The following is a 19,454-nucleotide window of genomic DNA, read 5'->3' on the forward strand; positions in this document are numbered from 1 at the left end:
CGGCCTGCTCCGCGACGCGGCGGCGAAGATCCGGGCACGCCGGCCCGGCACCGGATCGCCCTCGTAGGCGGAGGAATCCGCCCCTGCGGCCGACGTCGGTGGCGTGGTACGGGGGCGGGCTGGGCCCCCGGGGGAGGGACGCCCGCGCGGGGGCGAGGTGTGGCCGCCCTCCTTCCCGAGAGTCGCGGCCTCCGCCGCCCCGTCAAGGGCGCTCCCGTTGGTCGCGTCGGCTGCGCCGATGGGCTTCGCCCACCCTTGACTGGCCGCCTCCACCCGCGATTTCTCTCTCGGGAGGGCGGCCCGGGGTGAGGGCCGGCGGCGGACGTGCGTGGGCGGCGCGGGCGCGCTGCCGGGCGCCGGGTGTGCGGTGGGCTGCGCGGCAGCGAAATGGGGTGTCCCGGCTTGGCTCAGCGGGTGCGGACCGTCTGTTGGTTGAGGTTCAAGACCTCGCTTCGGTGGGTGGTGGGTGCGCGGTGGTGGTGTGGGGCGGCAGGGGCCGTCCCGGCGGGTGCGGCCCCTGACCGGTTGGGGTCCAAGCTGGTGGCTGGGGCTGGTCGGGGCTCGGGCGGGGGAATCCTGCCTGGCAGCCGCCACCCGCCTGGCATCTTGGCCAGAATGCCTGCCGCGTTCACACGGAGGATCGGCTCGGCTCCGCCAACCATCCATCGGCTGAGCGGAGTTGTGGAGGCTTTGTCAGCCATGGCGGCGATGACGAGGTCAGTGCCGTGGCCAGTCTGAACCGTGGCGAGAGGGAGCGGGTCACGCCCAGGGATGCTGGAGACGATCTCCGACGCCAGCTTTCCATGTGCGCCCACCAGGGCGCCTAGGCCGAAAAAAGAACGACGGCTCACACGGTCGAGCGTAGCTTCGGTCTTTAGTTTGCCAAGAGGGACATCCAACACCTGGGACAGGTGCAGCAACCAGTAGTTGCTGGGAATGACCCTGCCCGATTCCCAGCGCTTGACAGCGTCACGCCCGGGCGCGCCCCCAGAGTCATCGACTGATGTGTTCAGCGCTTCGGCAAGTTGGGCTTGCGTCCACCCTAGTGCGCCTCTTAAGTCGCGGATCAGCTGTCCGATGGGCATGGACCACATAATGCCCCCCTGCATGCCCCTCCGTAACCGGTTCGCCACGGAGTACACCTGTGGCATGACCCAGGAGGCGAGGGCCACCACACCGCTGGAGACCGGTGAGTCGGAGCTCCGCGCCGCCATAGCCCGCGGGGAGTTCTACCGCTTGGACCGGGATGAGGTCCCGCGCGCCTTCCGCCAGGCAATACCTCCGGGCACTTTATGACGGAAGCGGCGGGGCGGATGCAGCACTTCGACAGATGGGAGAAGCACATGTTCAGCGTGACCACGAAGGCCGTCGGCGGAGACAAGCTCCCCGGCGAGCCCTACCCCGGCCCGCATCAGCCGCCGACCCCTGATGGCGGCCCCGGCGTCCCCAATCCACCCAAGGGCTGACAGTGGGCATCGACGTACAGGCGACGCGCCCCGGCCGAAAGGAGCTGGGGCGTGCGCTCCTCCACGTCGGCGCGCTCGCCTCGGACTGGGTTCCGACGTTCGAGGCTGTGGACCGGGCGTTGTTCCTGCCAGATCTCCTGTGGCCGTACGACACCGAACAGCACACGAGCGTTCCCGTCCACAAGGCGGAGGATCCAGACTCCTGGTACGCGGCGGCGGACAGCAACGCCCCGATCGTGACGCAGTGGGACGACGGCAGGCACACGGGCCGCGCCCCGGGCAACCTGTCGACCAGTTCCTCCTCTATGCCTTCGGTCGTCTACTCCCTGCTCGGCGACCTTGCGGCCGATGAGGGCATGCGGGTGCTCGATGTCGGTACGGGCACCGGTGAAACGGCCGGCGCGCTGACGCACCGCTGCGGGGCACACCAGGTGGCCACGATCGAGGTTGACCCGATGGTGTCGGCCCATGCTCGGGAACGGCTGTGTCGGGCGGGGCTGTATCCGGAGGTGGTCGTCGGCGACGGCTTCGCGGGACACGGGGCCGGTGGCCCCTACGACCGCATCCTCGCCACCGTCGGGCTGCGGAAGGTCCCACCTGCCTGGATCGAGCAGACCCGGCACGGGGGGCTGATCGTCGCCCCGTGGGGAACCGACTTCAGCAGCGGTGACGCCGTGGCCCGCCTGACGGTCACGAACGGGCAAGCAATGGGGCACTTCACCCGGCACGTCGAGTTCATGAAGCTCCGCACCCAGCGGCTATCGGGCCCTCACCACGCCGAATACGTCGGCGAGGACGCCACGGAGAGGGCTGCCAAGTCCACCACGGCCGTGACGGAGGCGGAGTTCGTCACCGGGCAGTACACGACCCTGCCGTTCGTGCTCGGCCTACGCGTCCGGCACTGCGTGCAGGTGGTCGCCCCGAAGAGAGACGGGGCACGCCCCGTGTGGTTCTACGGGCTGACCGACCGGTCATGGGCGTGCGTGATGTTCCGGGACGGCCAGGGAGAGGCCACGGTCTGGCAGTCCGGCGCGCGTCGGCTCTGGAATGAGGTGGAAACGGCCTACCGCTGGTGGCTTAACCGGGGCGCGCCGGACGTCACACGGTTCGGCCTCACGGTCACCTCCGTGGGTCACCGGACCTGGCTGGACGATCCCAAGGACAGCTGGCCGGTATGACCGGTGACCCTGAGCGCAAAGAGCGCCCCCCGTATGGCCCGAGCGGCTGTACGGGGGCGTTTGGCCATAGGTGCCGTGACCCCAGCCCCCGCCCACTCACCAACCCGAGCCACCAGCCTGTGCCCCGGCCCGCCACCTGGCGGCAGTCGCCGAACCGGCCCGGGCCGCCCCATTCCAATGCCGCGCACCACCACCCACACACCCGCCGCCGGGGAACGCAGCCCCGCCACAAACAGACCTGCACCGGGCCCGCTCCCCCGGGCCGCCCACCGAGTGTGAAAAGGCGGGTGGAGACGGCCCGTCAAGGGGTGGGCGAAGCCCATCGGCGCAGCCGACGCGCAGCGCCCTTGACGGGCCGACGGAACCCGCCACACTCGGAGCGAGGGCGGCCCACACCGCGACCAACCGCAGTCGGCCCGCCCCGAGGGCCAAGCCTCAGCCCTCCGGCACCGAGACCAGCTCCGCCCATACCGTTTTGCCGACCGTAAGCTCCTCCACGCCCCACCGAGCCGCGACGGACTCGACGATGAGCAGCCCGCGTCCGAACTGCTGCTCAGCGCAGGTCGTTCGCGGCGTCGGCAACCGCTCCCCCTTCGGGTCTGTCACCGCGACCCGTAGGACCGCCCCAGCGAGGAAGAGCTCCACGCGAAACAGCCGGTCGCGCAAGCAGCCGTGCAGCAGGGCATTGGTCGCCAGCTCGGAGGCGAGAAGCGCGGCGTCCTCGACGAGCGCTGGGCAGCCCCATTCCCGTACGAGCCGCGCCACACGGCGTCTGGCGGTCGGTACGGAAGCCAGCCGGGGCCGGTAGTTGGCGACGTCGTAACGAGCCTCGGACAACGCATCCATAGACGCGCACCTCCTTGTGCGGTCGGGGAGGCGGTGGCGATGCCGTGCGCTGCGCGGGCAGGCCGGTGCACTTCCGCCAACTGATGGCGCTCTGCGAGCGGTTCGCTACACACCGTACGGAGAGCGAGAGTAGCCAGGCAAGTAGTTCTCAGGAATATATTCCTGAGATTGGAATGGCTTGTCCGTGAGGGAACGCGCCCGGCACACTGACCCCCACACAAGGAGGTGACCGCATGGCACCGAGGCGGCAGCCCGCGCTCGGCGGAACATCAACCGTCCTGGGGCGCAAGCTCGGTGGTGAATTGCTGCGCCTGCGCGAACGGGCGGGCAAGACGCAGGCCGAGGCCGCCGAGGCGCTGAGCGCGACGGCGACGAAGGTCGTCAAGATGGAGCGCGGCTGGGTGCCGGTCCGGGACCCTGACATCAAGGCACTGTGCGAGCTGTATGCCGCCACAGACCCCGCGCTCACTCAGGGCCTGCTCGACCTTGCCAGAACGGATCGTGACCGCCGCAAGGCCCGGGGCTGGTGGGATCAGTACCCCGAGCTACGTGCACAGGTCGAGTACGTCGCGCTGGAGGACGTAGCCGTAAGGGTCAGGACACTTCAGATCGCCGTCCTGCCCGGACTGTTCCAGACCCCTGACTATGCCCGTGCGCTTCACGTCGGCGCCGGCCTCTGGGAGGACCCGGACGAGATCGAGCGGTACGTGGAAGCACGCATTGCCCGCCAGGAGCGACTCACCGGCGAACGCCCCATACAGGTCTGGGCCCTCGTCAGCGAGGGAGCTGTGCGCCAGCAGGTGGGAGGCCGCGAGGTGATGCGCGCCCAGCTGGCGCACCTGCTGAAGCTCACGGAGCAGCCCAACATCCGGCTTCAGGTGCTGCCGTACCTGGCCGGTGCACACGCTGGGATGGCGGGTGCGTTCAGCGTCATGTCGTTCGCCGACTCCGGCGCGATGGACGTGGTCCACCTCGACACACCCTCCTCTAGCCTGTGGCTGGAGAGCGAGCAGGACGCTGCGCACCACGCGGTCATTTTCGACCGAGCCGCTCGGCAGGCACTCGCGCAGACCGACTCCCGGTCGCTCATCAGGCGCGTCATGGAGGAGAGCTAGACAAGTGAGCCGCTTCGAGTTCGTAAAGTCGTCCTACAGCACCGCCGGTGGCGAGTGCGTCGAGGTCGCCCTCAACGTGCCCGGCGCCGTCGCCGTACGGGACTCCAAGGCCCCCGACGGCCCCATACTCGGCATCGCTCCCGTCGCGTGGGCTGCGTTCACGGAGGGGCTGGGATACGGCCCTGCCCCCGTGTCCGGGTAGTTCGCGTCCGGCGTTCCCGCTGGGACCGATCAGCCTTCCCCCGCATGATGGGGACCATGAACAGGGACGCAGCGGGCGACGCACTCGTCGAAGCGGGCTGGCAGAAAGTACGGGACGACGGACGCGTGGAGCCCGAACTGCTGGAAGCGGCGTACGCGGAACCCCGCCTGCGCCGGTCGTTCCCCTGGACCGGGATGGGGGAACTGCACTTCAGTCGCTGCACCGGGCAACGGTGGACCTGGGACATCCCCTACATCCAGCCCGCCCTCGGCGGCACGTACTGGGTCTCCGGCCCCCTCCGCAGTGAGACGGTGGGTCCCGCGGCTACCGCGCAGGAGGCGATCGCCATGGTGGTTGAGCGCCTGCCGGCCGGCTGCGGTCCCGCCTTCGTGGGTACCCCCGAGGAACTCGCGGCCCACGAAGCCGCAACGCAGCAGAGTGACGAAGGCTGAAGGGCCGCTCCGCTCGGTTACGCGACGTCCGAATCCCGCCAGCGCCGTGAGGCGGGGCCGTCGATGCTGGCGGCATGACCACCACCTACGAAGTACGGGCCATCCCACCCGCCGTCCTGCGGGAGTTGCGCGTGCGGGATGACGCCGGGATCAGGCGCGAGACCGTCACCGACACGGAGGGCGGGGCCCCGCTGCGCTGCTGCCTGCGGCACAGCGAGGCCGGCGAGCGGCTGCTGCTCGTGGCGTACGCGCCCCTGCGGCGCTGGGCGGCGGAGACCGGGGCCGAGCCGGGGGCGTACGACGAGTGCGGGCCCGTGTTCATCCACGCCGAGGAGTGCGCGGGGCCGCGCCCGGGCGGGGGCTATCCGGTGGAGATGCACGGCGCGCTGCGGGTGCTCCGGGCGTACGACGCGCGCGGGCACATCCTCGGGGGCACGCTCCTGGAGGTCCCCCAGGAGCGTGCCGACGAGGTGGGTCACGCGCTGCGCGAGGTGTTCGCCGACCCGGCGGTGGCGCTGGTGCACATCCGCGCCGTGCTGTTCGGCTGCTTCATGGCCGAGGTGCGCCGCCGGTGACCGGTGTTACGGAAGCCACGCCCGCCACGTCGGCTCGTTCGCCTTGACCCACTTCTCGGCGGCCTCCTCCGGCGACAGCTTCTCCTCGGCGATCATCAGCGCGACGTCGTTCTGCGCCTCCGTCGTCCAGCGGAAGTTCTTCAGGAAGGCGGCCGCCTCCCCGCCCTTCCGGGCGAAGTCGGCGTTGAGGAACTTCTGCAGCGGCGTGTGAGGGTACGCGCAGGCGACCTTCTCCGGGTCGGCGTCGCAGCCCTCCTTGTACGCGGGCAGCTTCACCTCCGTCATCGGCACCTTCTCGAAGAGCCACTGCGGCTTGTACCAGTACGTCAGGAAGGGCTTCTTCTCCTTGGCGAACTGCTTGATCTGGGTGATCTGCGCCGCCTCGGAGCCCGCGAAGACGACCTTGTAGTCCAGGTCGAGGTTCTTCACGAGCGCCTTGTCGTTCGTGACGTACGACGGAGAGCCGTCGAGCAGCTGGCCCTTGCCGCCGCTCTCCGCCGTCCGCAGCTGGTCGGCGTACTTGTTCAGGTTCTTCCAGTCGGTGACGTCCGGGTGGGCCTCGGCGAAGTACGTGGGGACGTACCAGCCGATGTGGCCGGTGACGCCGAGGTCGCCGCCGCGTACGACGGTCTTCTTGTCGTCGACGTACCGCTTCTCCTCCTCCGGGTGGCCCCAGTCCTCCAGGAGGGCGTCCACCCGGCCCTGGCTGAGCGCGTCCCAGGCCGGCACCTCGTCGATCTGGACGGTGTCGACGCGGTAGCCCAGCTCGTGTTCGAGGAGGTACTGGGCGACGGCGACGTTGGCCTGCGCGCCCACCCACGAGGGGACGGAGAGCGTGACCGTCTTCGCGCCCCGGGCGGCGGCGTACGGGGACGCCTGCTTGGTCATGTCCGCCGCGCCGCACGCCGTCAGGGGGAGCAGGGTCAGGGCGGCGATCAGGGGGGCCATCACGCGCTTACGCGGCATGTCCGGCCTCCTTTCCGGTCGGCTGGGTCACCCGGTCGAGCATCAGGCCCAGGCATACGATCGCCGCGCCCGCGACCAGGCCGGTCGCCAGGTCGCCCTGCGCGAGGCCGAAGACGACGTCGTAACCGAGCGCCCCGCCGCCCACCAGGCCGCCGATGATGACGACGGCGAGGACGAGCACGACCGCCTGGTTCACGGCCAGCAGCAGCGCCGGCCGCGCGAGCGGGAGCTGGACCTGGCGCAGCTGCTGCCAGCCCGTCGCGCCCAGCGACCGCGCCGACTCCAGCGCCACCGGGTCGACGCCCCGCAGGCCCTGCGTGGTGATGCGGACGACGGCGGGCAGCGCGTACACCACGGCGGCGGCGACCGCCGGGGCGCGGCCCACGCCGAAGAGGGCCACCACCGGGATGAGGTAGACGAACTGCGGCATCGTCTGGAAGACGTCCAGGACCGGGCGCAGACAGCGTTCGACCCGCGCGCTGCGCGCGGCGGCGACCGCGACGGCGAAGCCCAGCACGAGCGTGACCGCCACGGCGGCGAGCACCTGCGAAAGCGTGTCGAGGGACGCGTCCCAGACGCCGAGCACTCCGATGGCGGCCATCGCGGTGACGGCCGTCAGCGCCGTGCGCCAGGTGCCGACCAGCAGCGCCAGCACGCCGACGAGCAGCAGGAGGGTCCACCAGGGCAGGGCCTGGAGGCCGTCGCGGACGGGGTCGAGCACCCAGTGGGTGAAGTGGCCCGCCCAGTCGGCCGTGCCGCCGACGACGGGGACGCCCGAGTAGAGGTGGGCGGTCATCCAGTCGACGGCCCGGTTGACCGGCCCCGCGATGTCGAGGTGCCACGCCGCGGGCCAGCTGAGCCCGCCGGCCAGCCGGCCGGTCACGGCGGCGGCCACCACGCCCACCGCGCAGGCGGCCCACTCGCGGCGGCCGCCGGCCCGGGAACGCGCGCCTGTCGCCGTACGGTCCATCACCACGGCCAGCAGCACGATCGGGATGCCCGCGGCGAGCGCGGCACCGACGTCGACGGAGGCGAGGGCCTGGTAGACGCGGTCGCCGAGGCCGCCGGCGCCGATGACGGAGGCGATGACCGCCATGGACAGCGCCATCATGATCGACTGGTTGACGCCGAGGAGCAGCTCCTTGCGCGCCAGCGGGAGGCGCGCGGTGAGCAGCCGCTGCCGCCCGGTCGCGCCGAGCGAGGCGGAGGCTTCCAGCACCCCCGCGTCGGCGCCGCGCAGGCCCAGCGCGGTGAGGCGGGCCATGGGCGGGGCGGCGTAGACGACGGTCGCGAGGACGGCCGCCGGTACGCCGATGCCGAAGACGAGGACGACGGGGAGCAGGTACGCGAACGCGGGCAGCACCTGCATGGTGTCGAGCACGGGCCGCAGCGCCCGGTACGTACGGTCCGAGAGACCGGCCGCGAGGCCGAGCAGCGCGCCGAGCGCGACGGACGCGGCCACGGCGACGACCATCAGGGCGAGGGTCTGCATGGTGGGCACCCACATGCCGAGCAGCCCGCACACGGCGAACGCGCCGACGGCGGTGAGCCCGAGGCGCAGGCCCGCGACGCGCCAGGCGATGACGCCCGCGGCGGCGGTGACACCGGCCCATCCGGCGGCGAGCAGCACGAGGTAGACGGCGCGCACGGAGAGGACGACGGCGTTGCTGATGTGCCCGAAGAAGTAGAGGAACAGGGGGTGGCTGTCGCGGTGGTCGATGATCCAGTCGCTGGCCGAGCCGAGCGGGCCGGAGAGGTCGACTTCGAGCGCGGCGGGCCAGCTGCCGCCGCCCGCGAGGAGGGCGCCGAGCGGGAGGACGACGAGCGCGGCGGCCAGCGGCCAGTACCCGCGGAGGAGGCGCACGGCGGTCGGCAGCCGGGACTGCCGTCCGCGCTCGCTCTGGTGGACGGGGGTGGTGACGGCTGCGGTCATGCCGCCGCCTTCCGCCCGGCGGCGGGGTCACTCGTGGGTGCCGCCTCGCCGGTGGGGATTCCCGCCACCACCGACAGCAGGTCCTTGTGGTCCACGACCCCCACCCACCGGCCGCCGTCGACGACGCGCACGGGGCCGCCGCTGCGGGCGACCGCCTCGATGGCCTCGGAGACGGTCGCGCCCGGGGTGACGGCCGCCGCCGACTCGGTGGCGCCGTCGGCGTCGCAGGGCGGCCGCATGGCGGTGCGTACCGTCATGACCTGCTCGCGCGGCACGTCGCGCACGAAGTCGCGGACGTACGCGTCGGCGGGCGCGCCGACGATCTCCTCGGGCGTGCCGAGCTGCACGATCCGGCCGTCGCGCATCAGGGCGATGCGGTCGCCGAGGCGCAGCGCCTCGTTCAGGTCGTGGGTGATGAAGACCATCGTGCGGCCCTCCTCGCGGTGGAGGCGTACGACCTCCTCCTGCATGTCGCGCCGGATGAGCGGGTCCAGTGCGCTGAAGGGCTCGTCGAAGAGCAGCACCTCGGGGTCGACGGCGAGGGCGCGGGCGAGGCCCACGCGCTGCTGCTGGCCGCCGGAGAGCTGGGCGGGCGTGCGGTCCTCCATGCCCTCCAGGCCGACCTTGGCGACGACCTCGGCGGCCTTGGCGCGGCGCTCGGCGCGCGCGACGCCCTGGATCTCGAGGCCGTAGGCGACGTTGTCGAGGACCGTGCGGTGCGGCAGCAGGCCGAAGTGCTGGAAGACCATGGCGGCGCGGTGGCGGCGCAGTTCGCGCAGCCGGTTCTTGTCCATGGCCGTGACGTCCTCGCCGTCGATGGCGACGGTGCCGGAGGTCGGCTCGATGAGCCGGGTCAGGCAGCGGACGAGGGTGGACTTGCCGGAGCCGGAGAGGCCCATGACGACGAAGACCTCGCCCTTGCGCACGTCGAAGGAGACGTCGCGGACGGCGGCGGTGCAGCCGGTGCGCTCGCGCAGCTCGGCGGCGGGGAGGGCGGCCAGCTCGGGCGAGCCGGGTATGCGTTCGGCCTTGGGGCCGAAGACCTTCCACAGGTTCTGGACGGAGAAGACGGGGGTACTCGCAGGAGTGCTCATCGGGCGTCACCTCGCAGCAGATCGGCGGCCTTCTCCCCGACCATCAGCACGCCGATCATCGGGTTGACGGCCGGGATGGTCGGGAAGACGGACGCGTCGGCGATCCGGATGCCGTCCAGGCCCCGGACCTTCAGGTCGGGGGCGACGACGGCGAGTTCGTCGCCCTCGGCGCCCATGCGGCAGGTGCCGGCCGGGTGGTAGACGGTGTGCGCGACCTGCCGGGCATACGCGCTGAGCTCCTCCTCGTCGGTGACCTCCGGTCCGGGGCAGACCTCGCGCTTGAGCCAGCCGGCCAGCGGCTCGGTCTTGGCGATCTCGCGCGCGAGGCGGATGCCGTCGACGAGGGTGCGGCCGTCGTAGTCGTCCTCGTCCGTGAAGTAGCGGAAGTCGAGGGCCGGCTTGACCTCGGGGTCGGCGCTGGTGAGGTAGAGCCGCCCGCGGCTGCGCGGCTTGGGGATGTTCGGCGTCATCGACACGCCGTGCGCGGGGCGTTCGTAGCCGAGGCGCTCGGGGTTGTCGGTGAAGGGGATCTGGTAGAAGTGGAACATCAGGTCCGGCCCCGGCGACTGCGGGTCGCGGCGGACGAACAGCCCCGCGTCGCTGTCCATGGCGGAGTTCTCGGGGATCGGCCCGTGGGTCTCCCAGACGATGACCGACTCGGGGTGGTCGAGGAGGTTCTCGCCGACGCCCGGCAGGTCGTGCACCACCGGGATGCCCAGCTTCTCCAGGTCGGCCTTGGGGCCGATGCCGGAGTGCAGCAGCAGCCGGGGCGTGTCCACGGCACCGGCGCAGACGACGACCTCGCGGCGGGCGGTGACGAGCCGCTCCTCGCCGTCCTTCGTACGGACGTGAACGCCGCGCGCGGTCGTACCGTCGAGCTCCAGCCGGTACGCCCAGGTCTCCAGCATCAGCCGCAGGTTGGGCCGCTGGTCCATGATCGGGTGGAGGTACGCGACCGACGCCGACGAGCGCTTGTTGGTCTCGGGGTGGTAGGCGAGGTCGAAGAAGCCGACGCCCTCGTGGAAGGGCTTCTCGTTGAAGCCCTCGACGCGCGGGACGCCGAGCGCGGCCTGGGCGGCGTCGACGAAGTCGCGGGCGATGGCGTTCCGGTCCTTCTCGTCGACCGACACGATGTTGTTGAGGAGCTTGTCGTAGTACGGGTCCATGGCGGCCGCGTGCCAGCCCTCGGCACCCGCCTCCTCCCACTCGTCCCAGTCGGACGGCAGCGGCTTGAAGGAGATGAGGGTGTTGTGGGAGGAGCAGCCGCCCAGCACGCGGGCGCGGCTGTGCCGGATGTGGGAGTTGCCGCGTGGCTGCGGGGTGGTGGGGTAGTCGTAGTCCAGGTCGCCGCCGAGGAGGCCCATCCAGCGGCGCAGGGTGAGGACGTCGGGGCGGTCGACGTCGCTGGGGCCACCCTCGATGACGGCGACGGTGACGTCGGGGTCGGCCGTGAGGCGGTGCGCGATGACGGAACCGGCGGTCCCGCCGCCGACGATGACGTAGTCGTACTCGTGCTCGTGCTCGTACGCGTGGGTGTCGCTGTTCACAAGGTTCTCCCGCTGGTCAGCCCGCGAACCAGCGCACGGGGCGCGGGGCCAGGTTCTGGTAGACGTGCTTGGACTCGCGGTACTCGGCGAGCCCGGAGGGGCCGAGCTCGCGCCCGATGCCGCTCTTGCCGAAGCCGCCCCACTCCGCCTGCGGCAGGTAGGGGTGGAAGTCGTTGATCCAGACGGTGCCGTGGCGCAGCCGCCCGGCGACGCGCCGCGCCCGGCCGGGGTCGGCGGTCCAGACGCCGCCCGCGAGGCCGTACTCGGTGTCGTTGGCGAGGGCGACGGCCTCGTCCTCCGTACGGAAGGTCTCGACGGTCAGGACGGGCCCGAAGACCTCCTCGCGTACGACGCGCATGGCGCGGTGGCACCGGTCGAGGACGGTCGGGCGGTAGAAGTAGCCGCTCGCGTGCTCCGGGCCGCCGGGGCGTTCGCCGCCCGCGCGCAGGACCGCGCCCTCGGCGAGGGCGGAGGCGACGTACTCCTCGGTGCGGGCGAGCTGCTGGGCGGAGACGAGCGGGCCGCACTCGACGCCCTCGTCGGTGCCGCGGCCGATGCGGATCCGCTCGGCGCGGCGGGCGAGTTCGGCGACGAAGCGTTCGCGCACCGACTCCTCGACGATGAGGCGGGAGCCGGCCGAGCAGACCTGGCCGCTGTGGATGAAGGCGGCGTTGAGCGCCTGGTCGACGGCGGTGTCGAAGCCCTCGTCGGTCGCGCAGGCGTCGGCGAAGACGACGTTGGGGTTCTTGCCGCCCAATTCGAGGGCGACCTTCTTGACGGTGTCGGCGGCGGCGCGCATCACCTTCGTACCGCTGACGAGGCCGCCGGTGAACGACACCAGGTCGACGTCGGGGTGTTCGGCGAGGCGGGCGCCGACGGGGTCGCCGGGGCCGGTGACAAGGTTGGCGACACCGGCCGGGAGGCCCGCCTCCACCAGCAGCTCGATGAGGGCGACGGTGGTCAGCGGGGTGATCTCGCTGGGCTTGACGACGAAGGTGTTGCCCGCGGCGAGGGCCGGCGCGATCTTCCAACTGGCCTGGAGCAGCGGGTAGTTCCAGGGCGTGATCAACGCGCACACGCCGACGGGTTCGTGGACGACGACGCTGTGGACGTCGGGTGAGCCGGCGTCGACGACGCGGCCGCCGCTCTCGGCGGCGACGAGGTCGGCGTAGTAGCGGAAGGCGTCGGCGACGCAGTCGACGTCGATCCGGCCCTCTTCGAGGGTCTTGCCGGCGTCGCGGCTCTCCAGCAGGCCGAGCTTCTCGCGGTCGCGCACGAGCAGGTCGGCGACGCGGCGCAGCAGCGCGGCCCGCTCGGCGACGGGGGTGCGCGGCCAGGCGCCGCGGCCCCCGTCGAATGCCGCGCGGGCGGCGGCGACGGCGGCGTCCGTGTCCTCGGCGCCGCCTTCCGCCACGACCGCGAGGGTCGTGGCGTCGGCCGGGTCGAGGATGTCCCTGGTGGCTCCGGAGGCGGCCGCGCGCCACTCTCCGCCCACGTGGATGGTCTGTTGTTCCGCCACGGTCGCGTTCTGCCTTCCGTTGTGCCTGTCCTGGTCGGGTGGTCGTCACCGACGGTGGTCGGCGACCGGGGACCCTGCCCGGAGCGGCGGAAAGCATGCGGAATCAGTCCGCGAAAGTGGGTTTGGTCACTCGGCTACGGGGTCCCCGTACGGGTCGGGCTCGTCGTCCTCGGCGCGCAGACCGGCCACCCACAGCGGCATCACCCAGTGGATGACGAGCGCGCTGAACAGCACGGCGAAGGCGAGCCCCTCGAACCGCACGTCGGCGAACCACGTCACGGCGCCCATGACGGCGGCGGAGAGGAGCAGGAGCCCGGTGGTGATCCGGTGCGCCAGCGCCCGCACCCGGTCGCGCTCCGTGAGCTGGCGCTCATCGAGCATCCGGCCGCGCAGTTCGAGCAGGCCGCGCGTGGCGGCGTTGATGGCGCCGGTGGCGACGCACCAGGGCAGCACCAGCGCGAGCAGGGCGACGGCGGGCCAGAGGGCGTCGCCGTCCAGGACCATGAGGAGCCACAGGGCGATGGAGGCGAGCGTCATCAGGACGTGCGCCGCCACGACCGCGCGCCTGCGCGCCGCCGTGGCGTACAGCGCGGCGGCCTCGCGCCGGTTCATCAGCGCGTACATCCGCCGGTCGTGGCGCGTGGCGGTCGCCGTCATGGCCGTGCTCATGGGCGTGGTCGTGGTCGTGGACCTGGTCATGGTTACTGGTTCCTCCCGTTTTCCCCGTAGATCTCACTGGTGAGCGGCTGGAACGGCTCCAGCGAGAACAGCGCTTCCACCGGCAGCCGGAAGAAGCGGGCCATCTTCAACGCCAGGTCGAGGCTGGGGTTGTACTGGCCCCGCTCGATGTAGCCGATGGTCTGGTAGTGGACGCCCACGGCCTCCGCGAGGGCCTGTCGCGACACCTTCCGCTCGGCCCGGACCATCGCCAGCCTGTTGTGCACCTGCTCGCTCATGTATAAGAAGTACTACATTCGATCGCACTTACGCAATGATCCGAATGGATGACCGGAAGGAGCGTCGCTCCCCGGCCCCACGACCGGGGCGACCTAGGGTGCGTCCATGCGCAGCAGCGACGACCGCGTCTACCTCGCCCCCGTCGACCACCTGCGGGCCGTCGCCGCTGTGCTCGTGGTGCTCTACCACGGCTGCCAGCTGCTGAGCGCGCGCATCGAGGGGCGGCCGCGCTTCGTCGCCGGGACCGACTGGCTGTACTCGGCGAACCCCGCCGCCACCCTCGTCTTCGAAGGCCACACGGGCGTCGCGCTCTTCATGGTGCTGTCCGGCTTCATCTTCACCGTCGGCGCGCAGGGCCGCCCGATCCACTACGGCCGCTTCCTCACCAACCGGCTGCTGCGCGTCTACCCGCTGTACCTGGTGATCGCCTTCCTCGGCCTGGCGACCCACGTCTCCCTGCCGACCTTCCAGGACCTGCTGCGGATCCTGACGTTCGCGACGCCGAGCCTGCCCTACGGGGGCGTGTTCTGGACGCTCTGCGTGGAGATGCAGTTCTACCTGGTCTTCCCGCTGCTCAACCGGCTCCTGACGGAGCGTGGACCGGGCGCCCTGCTGCGCCTGCTGGCCGCCGTGTCCCTGCTGCGGGCGCTGGTGTGGCTCAGCAGCCCGGCGCCCGCGCCGCACACGGCGGCGCTCTACCTGGGCCTGGCGGGGCGCATCGACCAGTTCCTGCTGGGCATGCTGGCCGCCTGGGCGTACGCGCACCACCGCGAGCGGCTGCGGGCGGCGGCCCGATGGCTGGCGCCGGGGGCGCTGAGCCTGGCGCTGGGGGCGCTCTGGTCGTACAACCAGCTCCACGGGTACGTCTCCGACAGCCCGCTGAAGCTGGCGTGGAGCGGCGCCGAGGGGGCCGTGTGGGCGCTGGTGGTCGTCGCGTACGTGGCGGCGGCCGGGGAGGGCGGGAAGGACGGGTCCGGCGGCGGGCAGGGCCGGGTGTCACGGTGGCTGGCCCGGCTCGGGGAGGTCAGCTTCTCGGTGTACCTGACGCACTTCATGGTGCTGACGCTGCTGTGCGAGTACGCCTGGTTCCCCGGCGTCCTGCCGCCGGTGGGCGAGGCGTTCCTGCTGACGCTGCTGGTGGCGCTGCCGTTGACGGTGGCGGTGTCGTTCGTGACGTACCACGCCATCGAACTGCCGTTCCTGCGGCTCCGGCGGCCGTACGTGGAGGGCGTCGCGGGCGGGGCGGTCGGGGGCGCGGGCGCGCCGGGCGCCACGGAAACACCGCGCCCCCGGCAGCGGTCGGCTACCGGGGGCGGTGAGGTCCGTACGCGGACGAACTCGTGAGGTCGGATCAGGCCGAGACCGCGAACGGCGACCCGTCCTCGATGGCTCCTCTCGCACTGCTCGGCCCTGGCGGGCCTCACAGGCTTCAAGGAGCCGCGCCGGACTCCGTCCGGCGACGGGTTCCTCAGATCAGGCCGAGACCGCGGACCGCGACCCATCCTCGATGGCTCCTCTCGCACTGCTCGGCCCTGGCGGGCCTCACAGGCTTCGAGGAGCCGCGCCGGACTCCGTCCGGCGACGGGTTCCTCAGATCAGGCCGAGGCCGCGGACCGCGTCGCGCTCCTCCACCAGCTCCTGCACCGACGCGTCGATGCGCGAGCGCGAGAACTCGTTGACGTCCAGGCCCTGGACGATCTCGTACCGGCCGTCCTTGCAGGTGACCGGGAAGGAGGAGATCAGGCCCTCCGGGACGCCGTAGGAGCCGTCCGACGGGATGGCCATGGAGGTCCAGTCGCCCTCGGCGGTGCCGTTCACCCACGTGTACACGTGGTCGATCGCGGCGTTCGCGGCGGAGGCGGCCGACGAGGCGCCACGGGCCTCGATGATGGCGGCGCCGCGCTTGGCGACGGTCGGGATGAAGTCGTCGGCCAGCCACTTCTCGTCGTTGACGACCTCGGCGGCGTTCTTGCCGCCGATGGTGGCGTGGAAGATGTCCGGGTACTGGGTGGCCGAGTGGTTGCCCCAGATCGTCAGCTTCTTGATGTCGGAGACCTGGGAACCGGTCTTCTTCGCCAGCTGCGACAGCGCGCGGTTGTGGTCCAGGCGGGTCATCGCGGTGAAGCGCTCGGCCGGTACGTCCGGGGCGGCGGCCTGCGCGATGAGCGCGTTCGTGTTGGCCGGGTTGCCGACGACGAGCACCTTGATGTCGTCCGCGGCGTGGTCGTTGATGGCCTTGCCCTGCGGCTTGAAGATGCCGCCGTTGGCCTCCAGCAGGTCGCCGCGCTCCATGCCCTTCGTACGCGGGCGGGCGCCGACGAGCAGCGCGACGTTGGCGCCGTCGAAGGCGACGTTCGGGTCGTCGGTGATGTCGATGCCGCGCAGCAGCGGGAACGCGCAGTCGTCGAGCTCCATCGCGGTGCCCTCGGCGGCCTTGAGGCCCTGCGGGATCTCCAGGAGGCGGAGCTTGACCGGCACGTCCGCGCCGAGCAGGTGGCCGGAGGCGATGCGGAAGAGCAGCGCGTAACCGATCTGGCCGGCCGCGCCGGTCACGGTGACATTCACGGGAGTGCGGGTCATGGCGATCTCCGTAAGACAGCTGGCGGTGGGGGTCCCTGCCCCTGGTGCTGGACACCCCTCTGCGTTGAGCCGGCCGGCCGAGCGGCCGGTGGATCGACCGGGTGATCGATCGGTGTCTCGACGTGAAGAGATATCCAGCGGTCAGGCTATCCGACCCGGACCCCCCTCAACCCCCGCCCCCTTGTGTCGCGGCTCACTGAATCACCCGCGGCCCGACCGCCCCGAGCCGCTCACCCCTGGGCGCTCACCCGTGGGCCGCTCGCCGTTGGGCGCTCACCCGTGGGCCGCTCGCCCCTGGGCGCTCACTCCTCGGTGGTGCAGCCCTTGGTGCCGGTCGCCAGTGTGGCGCACGCCTTCGCGTCGGCGGCCTCGGCCGCCGCGACCATCGGCGTGTAGGCGTCCGTGTCGATCTTCACGGCGCCGTTCTGGGTCGCGTCGCCGGACGTGATCCGGACGGTGTCGCCCGCCTTCGCCTGGGTGAGCCGGGCCCACGCGGCGCCGCACGTCTTGCTGTATCGGACCTCGACCTTCGCCGTGCCGACCGTCGCGGAGGCGACCGTCGTGGCGTACTGACCGCCGCAGCCCATGGCCTCCGGGTCCTGGCCCGTGCAGTCGTCGCCGGTGCACTTGACGCCCTCGGGCACCGGCTCGGACGCGCTGGTGCTCGGCGAGGCGGACGGCGACTTCGCCACGGGTGTGCCGCCCGGGCCGTCCTCGTCGCCGCCGAGGCCCGAGACCAGGTAGGCGCCGACGGCCACCAGCAGGACGCCGAGCACGCCCGCGAGGACCATGGGCACCTTGCTCTTGCCGCCCCGCCGCCGCGCCCGCGCGGGTGCGGGCTCGGGCGCCCGGTCCGTGGGCGTGGGCGCGGGCCGGGTCGCCGGGCCGCGCCGGGCGGGGCCGTTGGGGCCTCCGTCGGGCGGTATGACGGACGGACGGACGGCGCCCGCGCCGCCGCTCCCAGCGCCGCCGTCGGCGCCCGGGGACGCCGGTGCGGACGTCGCCGCCTGCGCCGCCTGCGCCGACTTCACCGGCTTCGCCGTCTTCGTACGGGACGAGCCGTCGGCGCCGGGGCCGGCGTCACCGCCGAACTCACCGAGCGCGGCGCGCGCCTGGGAGATGCGTATCGCTTCCATCGTCATGTCGTGGCGCATCTCGGCGCGGCTCCAGGCCCGCTCCGCCAGCTCCCACATGGTGGTGAGGTGCACCGGGTTGGTGCCGGTGACCTCGGCCAGGGCGACGATCGCCCGCTTGGGCGCGAGCAGGCGCCCGTTGAGATAGCGCTCCCACGACGTCTTGCTGTAACCGGTGCGGTCCGAGACCGCGGCGATGCTCAGTCCGCTGCGGTCCACCAGCCGACGCAGCTGATGGGTGAACTCCTTGACCTGTGGGTCGAGCTCCTCCGGTAGCGCCTTCCAACGAGGCATTGCCTCCCCCTTGTCCCCCGTACGTGCCTGATGTGCTCCCCGCTCCGCGTGCCCCCTTGCCGCCCCCCGGAACGGGTGTCACCGAGGGGGATGCGCGTAGCCAGGATGTCAGTTCCTCGGGCGGGGGCGCAGGGGCGCGAACGGGACGGCCGGGTGCCCCCACACGCCGGGTCGTCCTGTCGCCGCCCCAGTTTCGCATCCGTTGCGGGTCGATCACACCATGCCGGAATGGTCACCTCCGCGCTACAGGGACCGGACACACCTTGCCCTCTCTTGGCGCGTCCATGACTCTTTACGCAGGTGACGGCGCCCGTCCTGCTCGGGGGAGGGGACGGTCGCCGTCGCCCCCGCCGTCAGCGGGCCGCCATCTTCTTCTGCAGCCCGGTGTCGAGGGTCTCCAGGAACTGCTCCGTGGTCAGCCACGGCTGGTCCCCGGAGACCAGGGCGGCGAGGTCCTTCGTCAGCTGGCCGCCCTCGACGGTCTCGGCGCAGACCTCCTCCAGCGACTCGGCGAAGTCGACGACCTCGGGTGTGCCGTCCAGGCGGCCCCGGTGCGCCAGACCCCGGGTCCAGGCGTGGACGCAGGCGATCGGGTTGGTGGACGTCGCCTTGCCCTGCTGGTGGCGGCGGTAGTGGCGGGTGACGGTGCCGTGCGCGGCCTCCGTCACGACGGTCCGGCCGTCGGGGGCCATGAGCACGGAGGTCATCAGCCCGGGCGAACCGGCCCACCGCACCAGGGCGTCGGACTGGACGTCGCCGTCGTAGTTCTTGCACGCCCAGACGTAGCCGCCCTCGCCCGCCGGGGCCGAGGCGGCCATGTCGTCGACGAGGCGGTGCTCGTACGTCAGCCCGGCGGCGTCGAAGTCCTCCGTGAACTCCGTGTCGAAGACCTCCTGGAAGAGGTCCTTGAAGCGGCCGTCGTACTTCTTCAGGACGGTGTTCTTCGTCGAGAGGTACACCGGGTAGCCGCGGGCCAGCCCGTAGCGGAAGGAGGCGCGCGCGAAGTCGCGGATGGACGCGTCGACGTTGTACATCGCGAGCGCGACGCCCGGGCCCTCGAACGCGTACACCTCCAGCTCGACCGGGTCGGCGGCGGGACCGGTGGTGGTGGCGGGGGTGAAGCTGAGGGTGAGCGTGCCGGGGCCGGGGACCCTGAGCTCGGTGGCCCGGTACTGGTCCCCGAAGGGATGGCGGCCGACGACGACCGGTCTGGCCGGGCGCGGCGCGGCGCCCACGAGGACCGGCTCGCGGAAGACCGCACCGCCGAGCGCCTCCCACAGGGTCGCGCCGGGCGGGCGGTACCTCGCCTTGAGACCGAACTCGGCGACGCGCGCGTCGTCCGGTGTGATCGTGGGGCACTTGACGCCGACGCCGTACTCCTTGACGGCCCGCGCGGCGTCGGCCGTCACCTGGTCGCGGGTGGCGTCGCGGTGCTGGATGCCGAGGTCGAAGGAGCGCAGCTCGACATCCACGTACGGCAGGATCAGCCGCTCCTTGATGAACCGCCAGACGATGCGGGCCATCTCATCGCCGTCGAGTTCGACGACGGGAGTGGCCACCTTGATCTTGACCATGGGGCGAACGTCCCTCTCGCGCG

The 19,454-nt window shown here is 71.9% G+C and carries 19 protein-coding genes; 7 read left to right on the forward strand and 12 right to left on the reverse strand.

Annotation, left to right across the window (positions count from 1 at the left end; genetic code table 11):
• Positions 1-407: 407 nt before the first annotated feature.
• A complete protein-coding gene (locus AC07FJ_RS27260) occupies positions 408-1,214 on the reverse strand; it encodes a helix-turn-helix domain-containing protein (protein WP_479051947.1) in 807 nt (268 codons plus the stop codon).
• 129 nt (positions 1,215-1,343) lie between these two features.
• On the opposite strand from AC07FJ_RS27260, the gene AC07FJ_RS27265 reads away from it, so the two are divergent.
• Both AC07FJ_RS27265 and AC07FJ_RS27270 read left to right on the forward strand, forming a co-directional pair.
• Positions 1,344-1,466 (forward strand): hypothetical protein, encoded by a 123-nt coding sequence (locus AC07FJ_RS27265; RefSeq protein ID WP_479051948.1) that lies wholly within the window; start codon positions 1,344-1,346, stop codon positions 1,464-1,466.
• A gap of 2 nt (positions 1,467-1,468) precedes the next feature.
• Positions 1,469-2,644, forward strand: coding sequence for a protein-L-isoaspartate O-methyltransferase family protein (locus AC07FJ_RS27270; RefSeq protein ID WP_479051950.1), 1,176 nt, complete (start codon positions 1,469-1,471; stop codon positions 2,642-2,644).
• A 435-nt stretch (positions 2,645-3,079) separates the two neighbouring features.
• Here AC07FJ_RS27270 and AC07FJ_RS27275 read toward each other — a convergent pair whose 3' ends face one another.
• A complete protein-coding gene (locus AC07FJ_RS27275; protein ID WP_479051951.1) occupies positions 3,080-3,490 on the reverse strand; it encodes an ATP-binding protein in 411 nt (136 codons plus the stop codon).
• Positions 3,491-3,723: 233 nt separating this feature from the next.
• Between AC07FJ_RS27275 and AC07FJ_RS27280 the strand changes: the two genes are divergently transcribed.
• The 4 genes from AC07FJ_RS27280 (at position 3,724) to AC07FJ_RS27295 (ending at position 5,834) form a co-directional block, all read left to right on the forward strand.
• Positions 3,724-4,605 (forward strand): helix-turn-helix domain-containing protein, encoded by an 882-nt coding sequence (locus AC07FJ_RS27280; protein WP_479051953.1) that lies wholly within the window; start codon positions 3,724-3,726, stop codon positions 4,603-4,605.
• A 4-nt stretch (positions 4,606-4,609) separates the two neighbouring features.
• A complete protein-coding gene (locus AC07FJ_RS27285) occupies positions 4,610-4,807 on the forward strand; it encodes a DUF397 domain-containing protein (protein WP_479051954.1) in 198 nt (65 codons plus the stop codon).
• A gap of 56 nt (positions 4,808-4,863) precedes the next feature.
• Positions 4,864-5,259 carry a DUF6193 family natural product biosynthesis protein gene (locus tag AC07FJ_RS27290; RefSeq protein WP_479051955.1) on the forward strand — a complete coding sequence of 132 codons (396 nt, stop codon included), beginning with the start codon at positions 4,864-4,866 and terminating at the stop codon, positions 5,257-5,259.
• Between the two features lie 74 nt (positions 5,260-5,333).
• Positions 5,334-5,834 carry a DUF1203 domain-containing protein gene (locus AC07FJ_RS27295; RefSeq protein ID WP_479051957.1) on the forward strand — a complete coding sequence of 167 codons (501 nt, stop codon included), beginning with the start codon at positions 5,334-5,336 and terminating at the stop codon, positions 5,832-5,834.
• A gap of 6 nt (positions 5,835-5,840) precedes the next feature.
• Here AC07FJ_RS27295 and AC07FJ_RS27300 read toward each other — a convergent pair whose 3' ends face one another.
• The 7 genes from AC07FJ_RS27300 to AC07FJ_RS27330 all read right to left on the reverse strand — a co-directional run bounded on the left by AC07FJ_RS27300 (position 5,841) and on the right by AC07FJ_RS27330 (position 13,849).
• Positions 5,841-6,800, reverse strand: coding sequence for an ABC transporter substrate-binding protein (locus tag AC07FJ_RS27300; RefSeq protein WP_479051959.1), 960 nt, complete (start codon positions 6,798-6,800; stop codon positions 5,841-5,843).
• Positions 6,790-8,733, reverse strand: coding sequence for an ABC transporter permease subunit (locus AC07FJ_RS27305; RefSeq protein ID WP_479051960.1), 1,944 nt, complete (start codon positions 8,731-8,733; stop codon positions 6,790-6,792). The genes AC07FJ_RS27300 and AC07FJ_RS27305 overlap by 11 nt, the downstream gene beginning before the upstream one ends.
• The gene (locus tag AC07FJ_RS27310; protein ID WP_479051962.1) at positions 8,730-9,827 is read right to left on the reverse strand and encodes a quaternary amine ABC transporter ATP-binding protein; all 1,098 of its coding nucleotides are present in this window, start codon (positions 9,825-9,827) and stop codon (positions 8,730-8,732) included. Before AC07FJ_RS27310 ends, AC07FJ_RS27305 begins: the two co-directional genes overlap by 4 nt.
• Positions 9,824-11,374 carry a GMC family oxidoreductase gene (locus tag AC07FJ_RS27315; protein ID WP_479051964.1) on the reverse strand — a complete coding sequence of 517 codons (1,551 nt, stop codon included), beginning with the start codon at positions 11,372-11,374 and terminating at the stop codon, positions 9,824-9,826. Before AC07FJ_RS27315 ends, AC07FJ_RS27310 begins: the two co-directional genes overlap by 4 nt.
• 16 nt (positions 11,375-11,390) lie before the next feature.
• The gene (locus AC07FJ_RS27320; RefSeq protein WP_479051966.1) at positions 11,391-12,893 is read right to left on the reverse strand and encodes an aldehyde dehydrogenase family protein; all 1,503 of its coding nucleotides are present in this window, start codon (positions 12,891-12,893) and stop codon (positions 11,391-11,393) included.
• 126 nt (positions 12,894-13,019) lie between these two features.
• A complete protein-coding gene (locus tag AC07FJ_RS27325; protein WP_479051967.1) occupies positions 13,020-13,592 on the reverse strand; it encodes a hypothetical protein in 573 nt (190 codons plus the stop codon).
• 2 nt (positions 13,593-13,594) lie between these two features.
• Positions 13,595-13,849, reverse strand: a complete 255-nt coding sequence (locus AC07FJ_RS27330; protein ID WP_361421079.1) for a helix-turn-helix transcriptional regulator — start codon at positions 13,847-13,849, stop codon at positions 13,595-13,597.
• 106 nt (positions 13,850-13,955) lie between these two features.
• On the opposite strand from AC07FJ_RS27330, the gene AC07FJ_RS27335 reads away from it, so the two are divergent.
• Entirely contained in the window at positions 13,956-15,194 is a 1,239-nt protein-coding gene (locus AC07FJ_RS27335; RefSeq protein ID WP_479051969.1) for an acyltransferase family protein, read from the forward strand.
• A 246-nt stretch (positions 15,195-15,440) separates the two neighbouring features.
• Here the strand turns inward: AC07FJ_RS27335 and AC07FJ_RS27340 are convergent, their stop codons facing one another.
• The 3 genes from AC07FJ_RS27340 to AC07FJ_RS27350 form a co-directional block, all read right to left on the reverse strand.
• Positions 15,441-16,430, reverse strand: coding sequence for a malate dehydrogenase (locus AC07FJ_RS27340; protein ID WP_479051970.1), 990 nt, complete (start codon positions 16,428-16,430; stop codon positions 15,441-15,443).
• 302 nt (positions 16,431-16,732) lie between these two features.
• A complete protein-coding gene (locus tag AC07FJ_RS27345; protein ID WP_479051971.1) occupies positions 16,733-17,857 on the reverse strand; it encodes a helix-turn-helix domain-containing protein in 1,125 nt (374 codons plus the stop codon).
• A gap of 353 nt (positions 17,858-18,210) precedes the next feature.
• Complete coding sequence (locus AC07FJ_RS27350) at positions 18,211-19,431, reverse strand: NADP-dependent isocitrate dehydrogenase (RefSeq protein WP_479051972.1); 1,221 nt, start codon at positions 19,429-19,431, stop codon at positions 18,211-18,213.
• Positions 19,432-19,454: the final 23 nt, after the last annotated feature.

Source organism: Streptomyces sp. NPDC045998 (assembly GCF_056430285.1).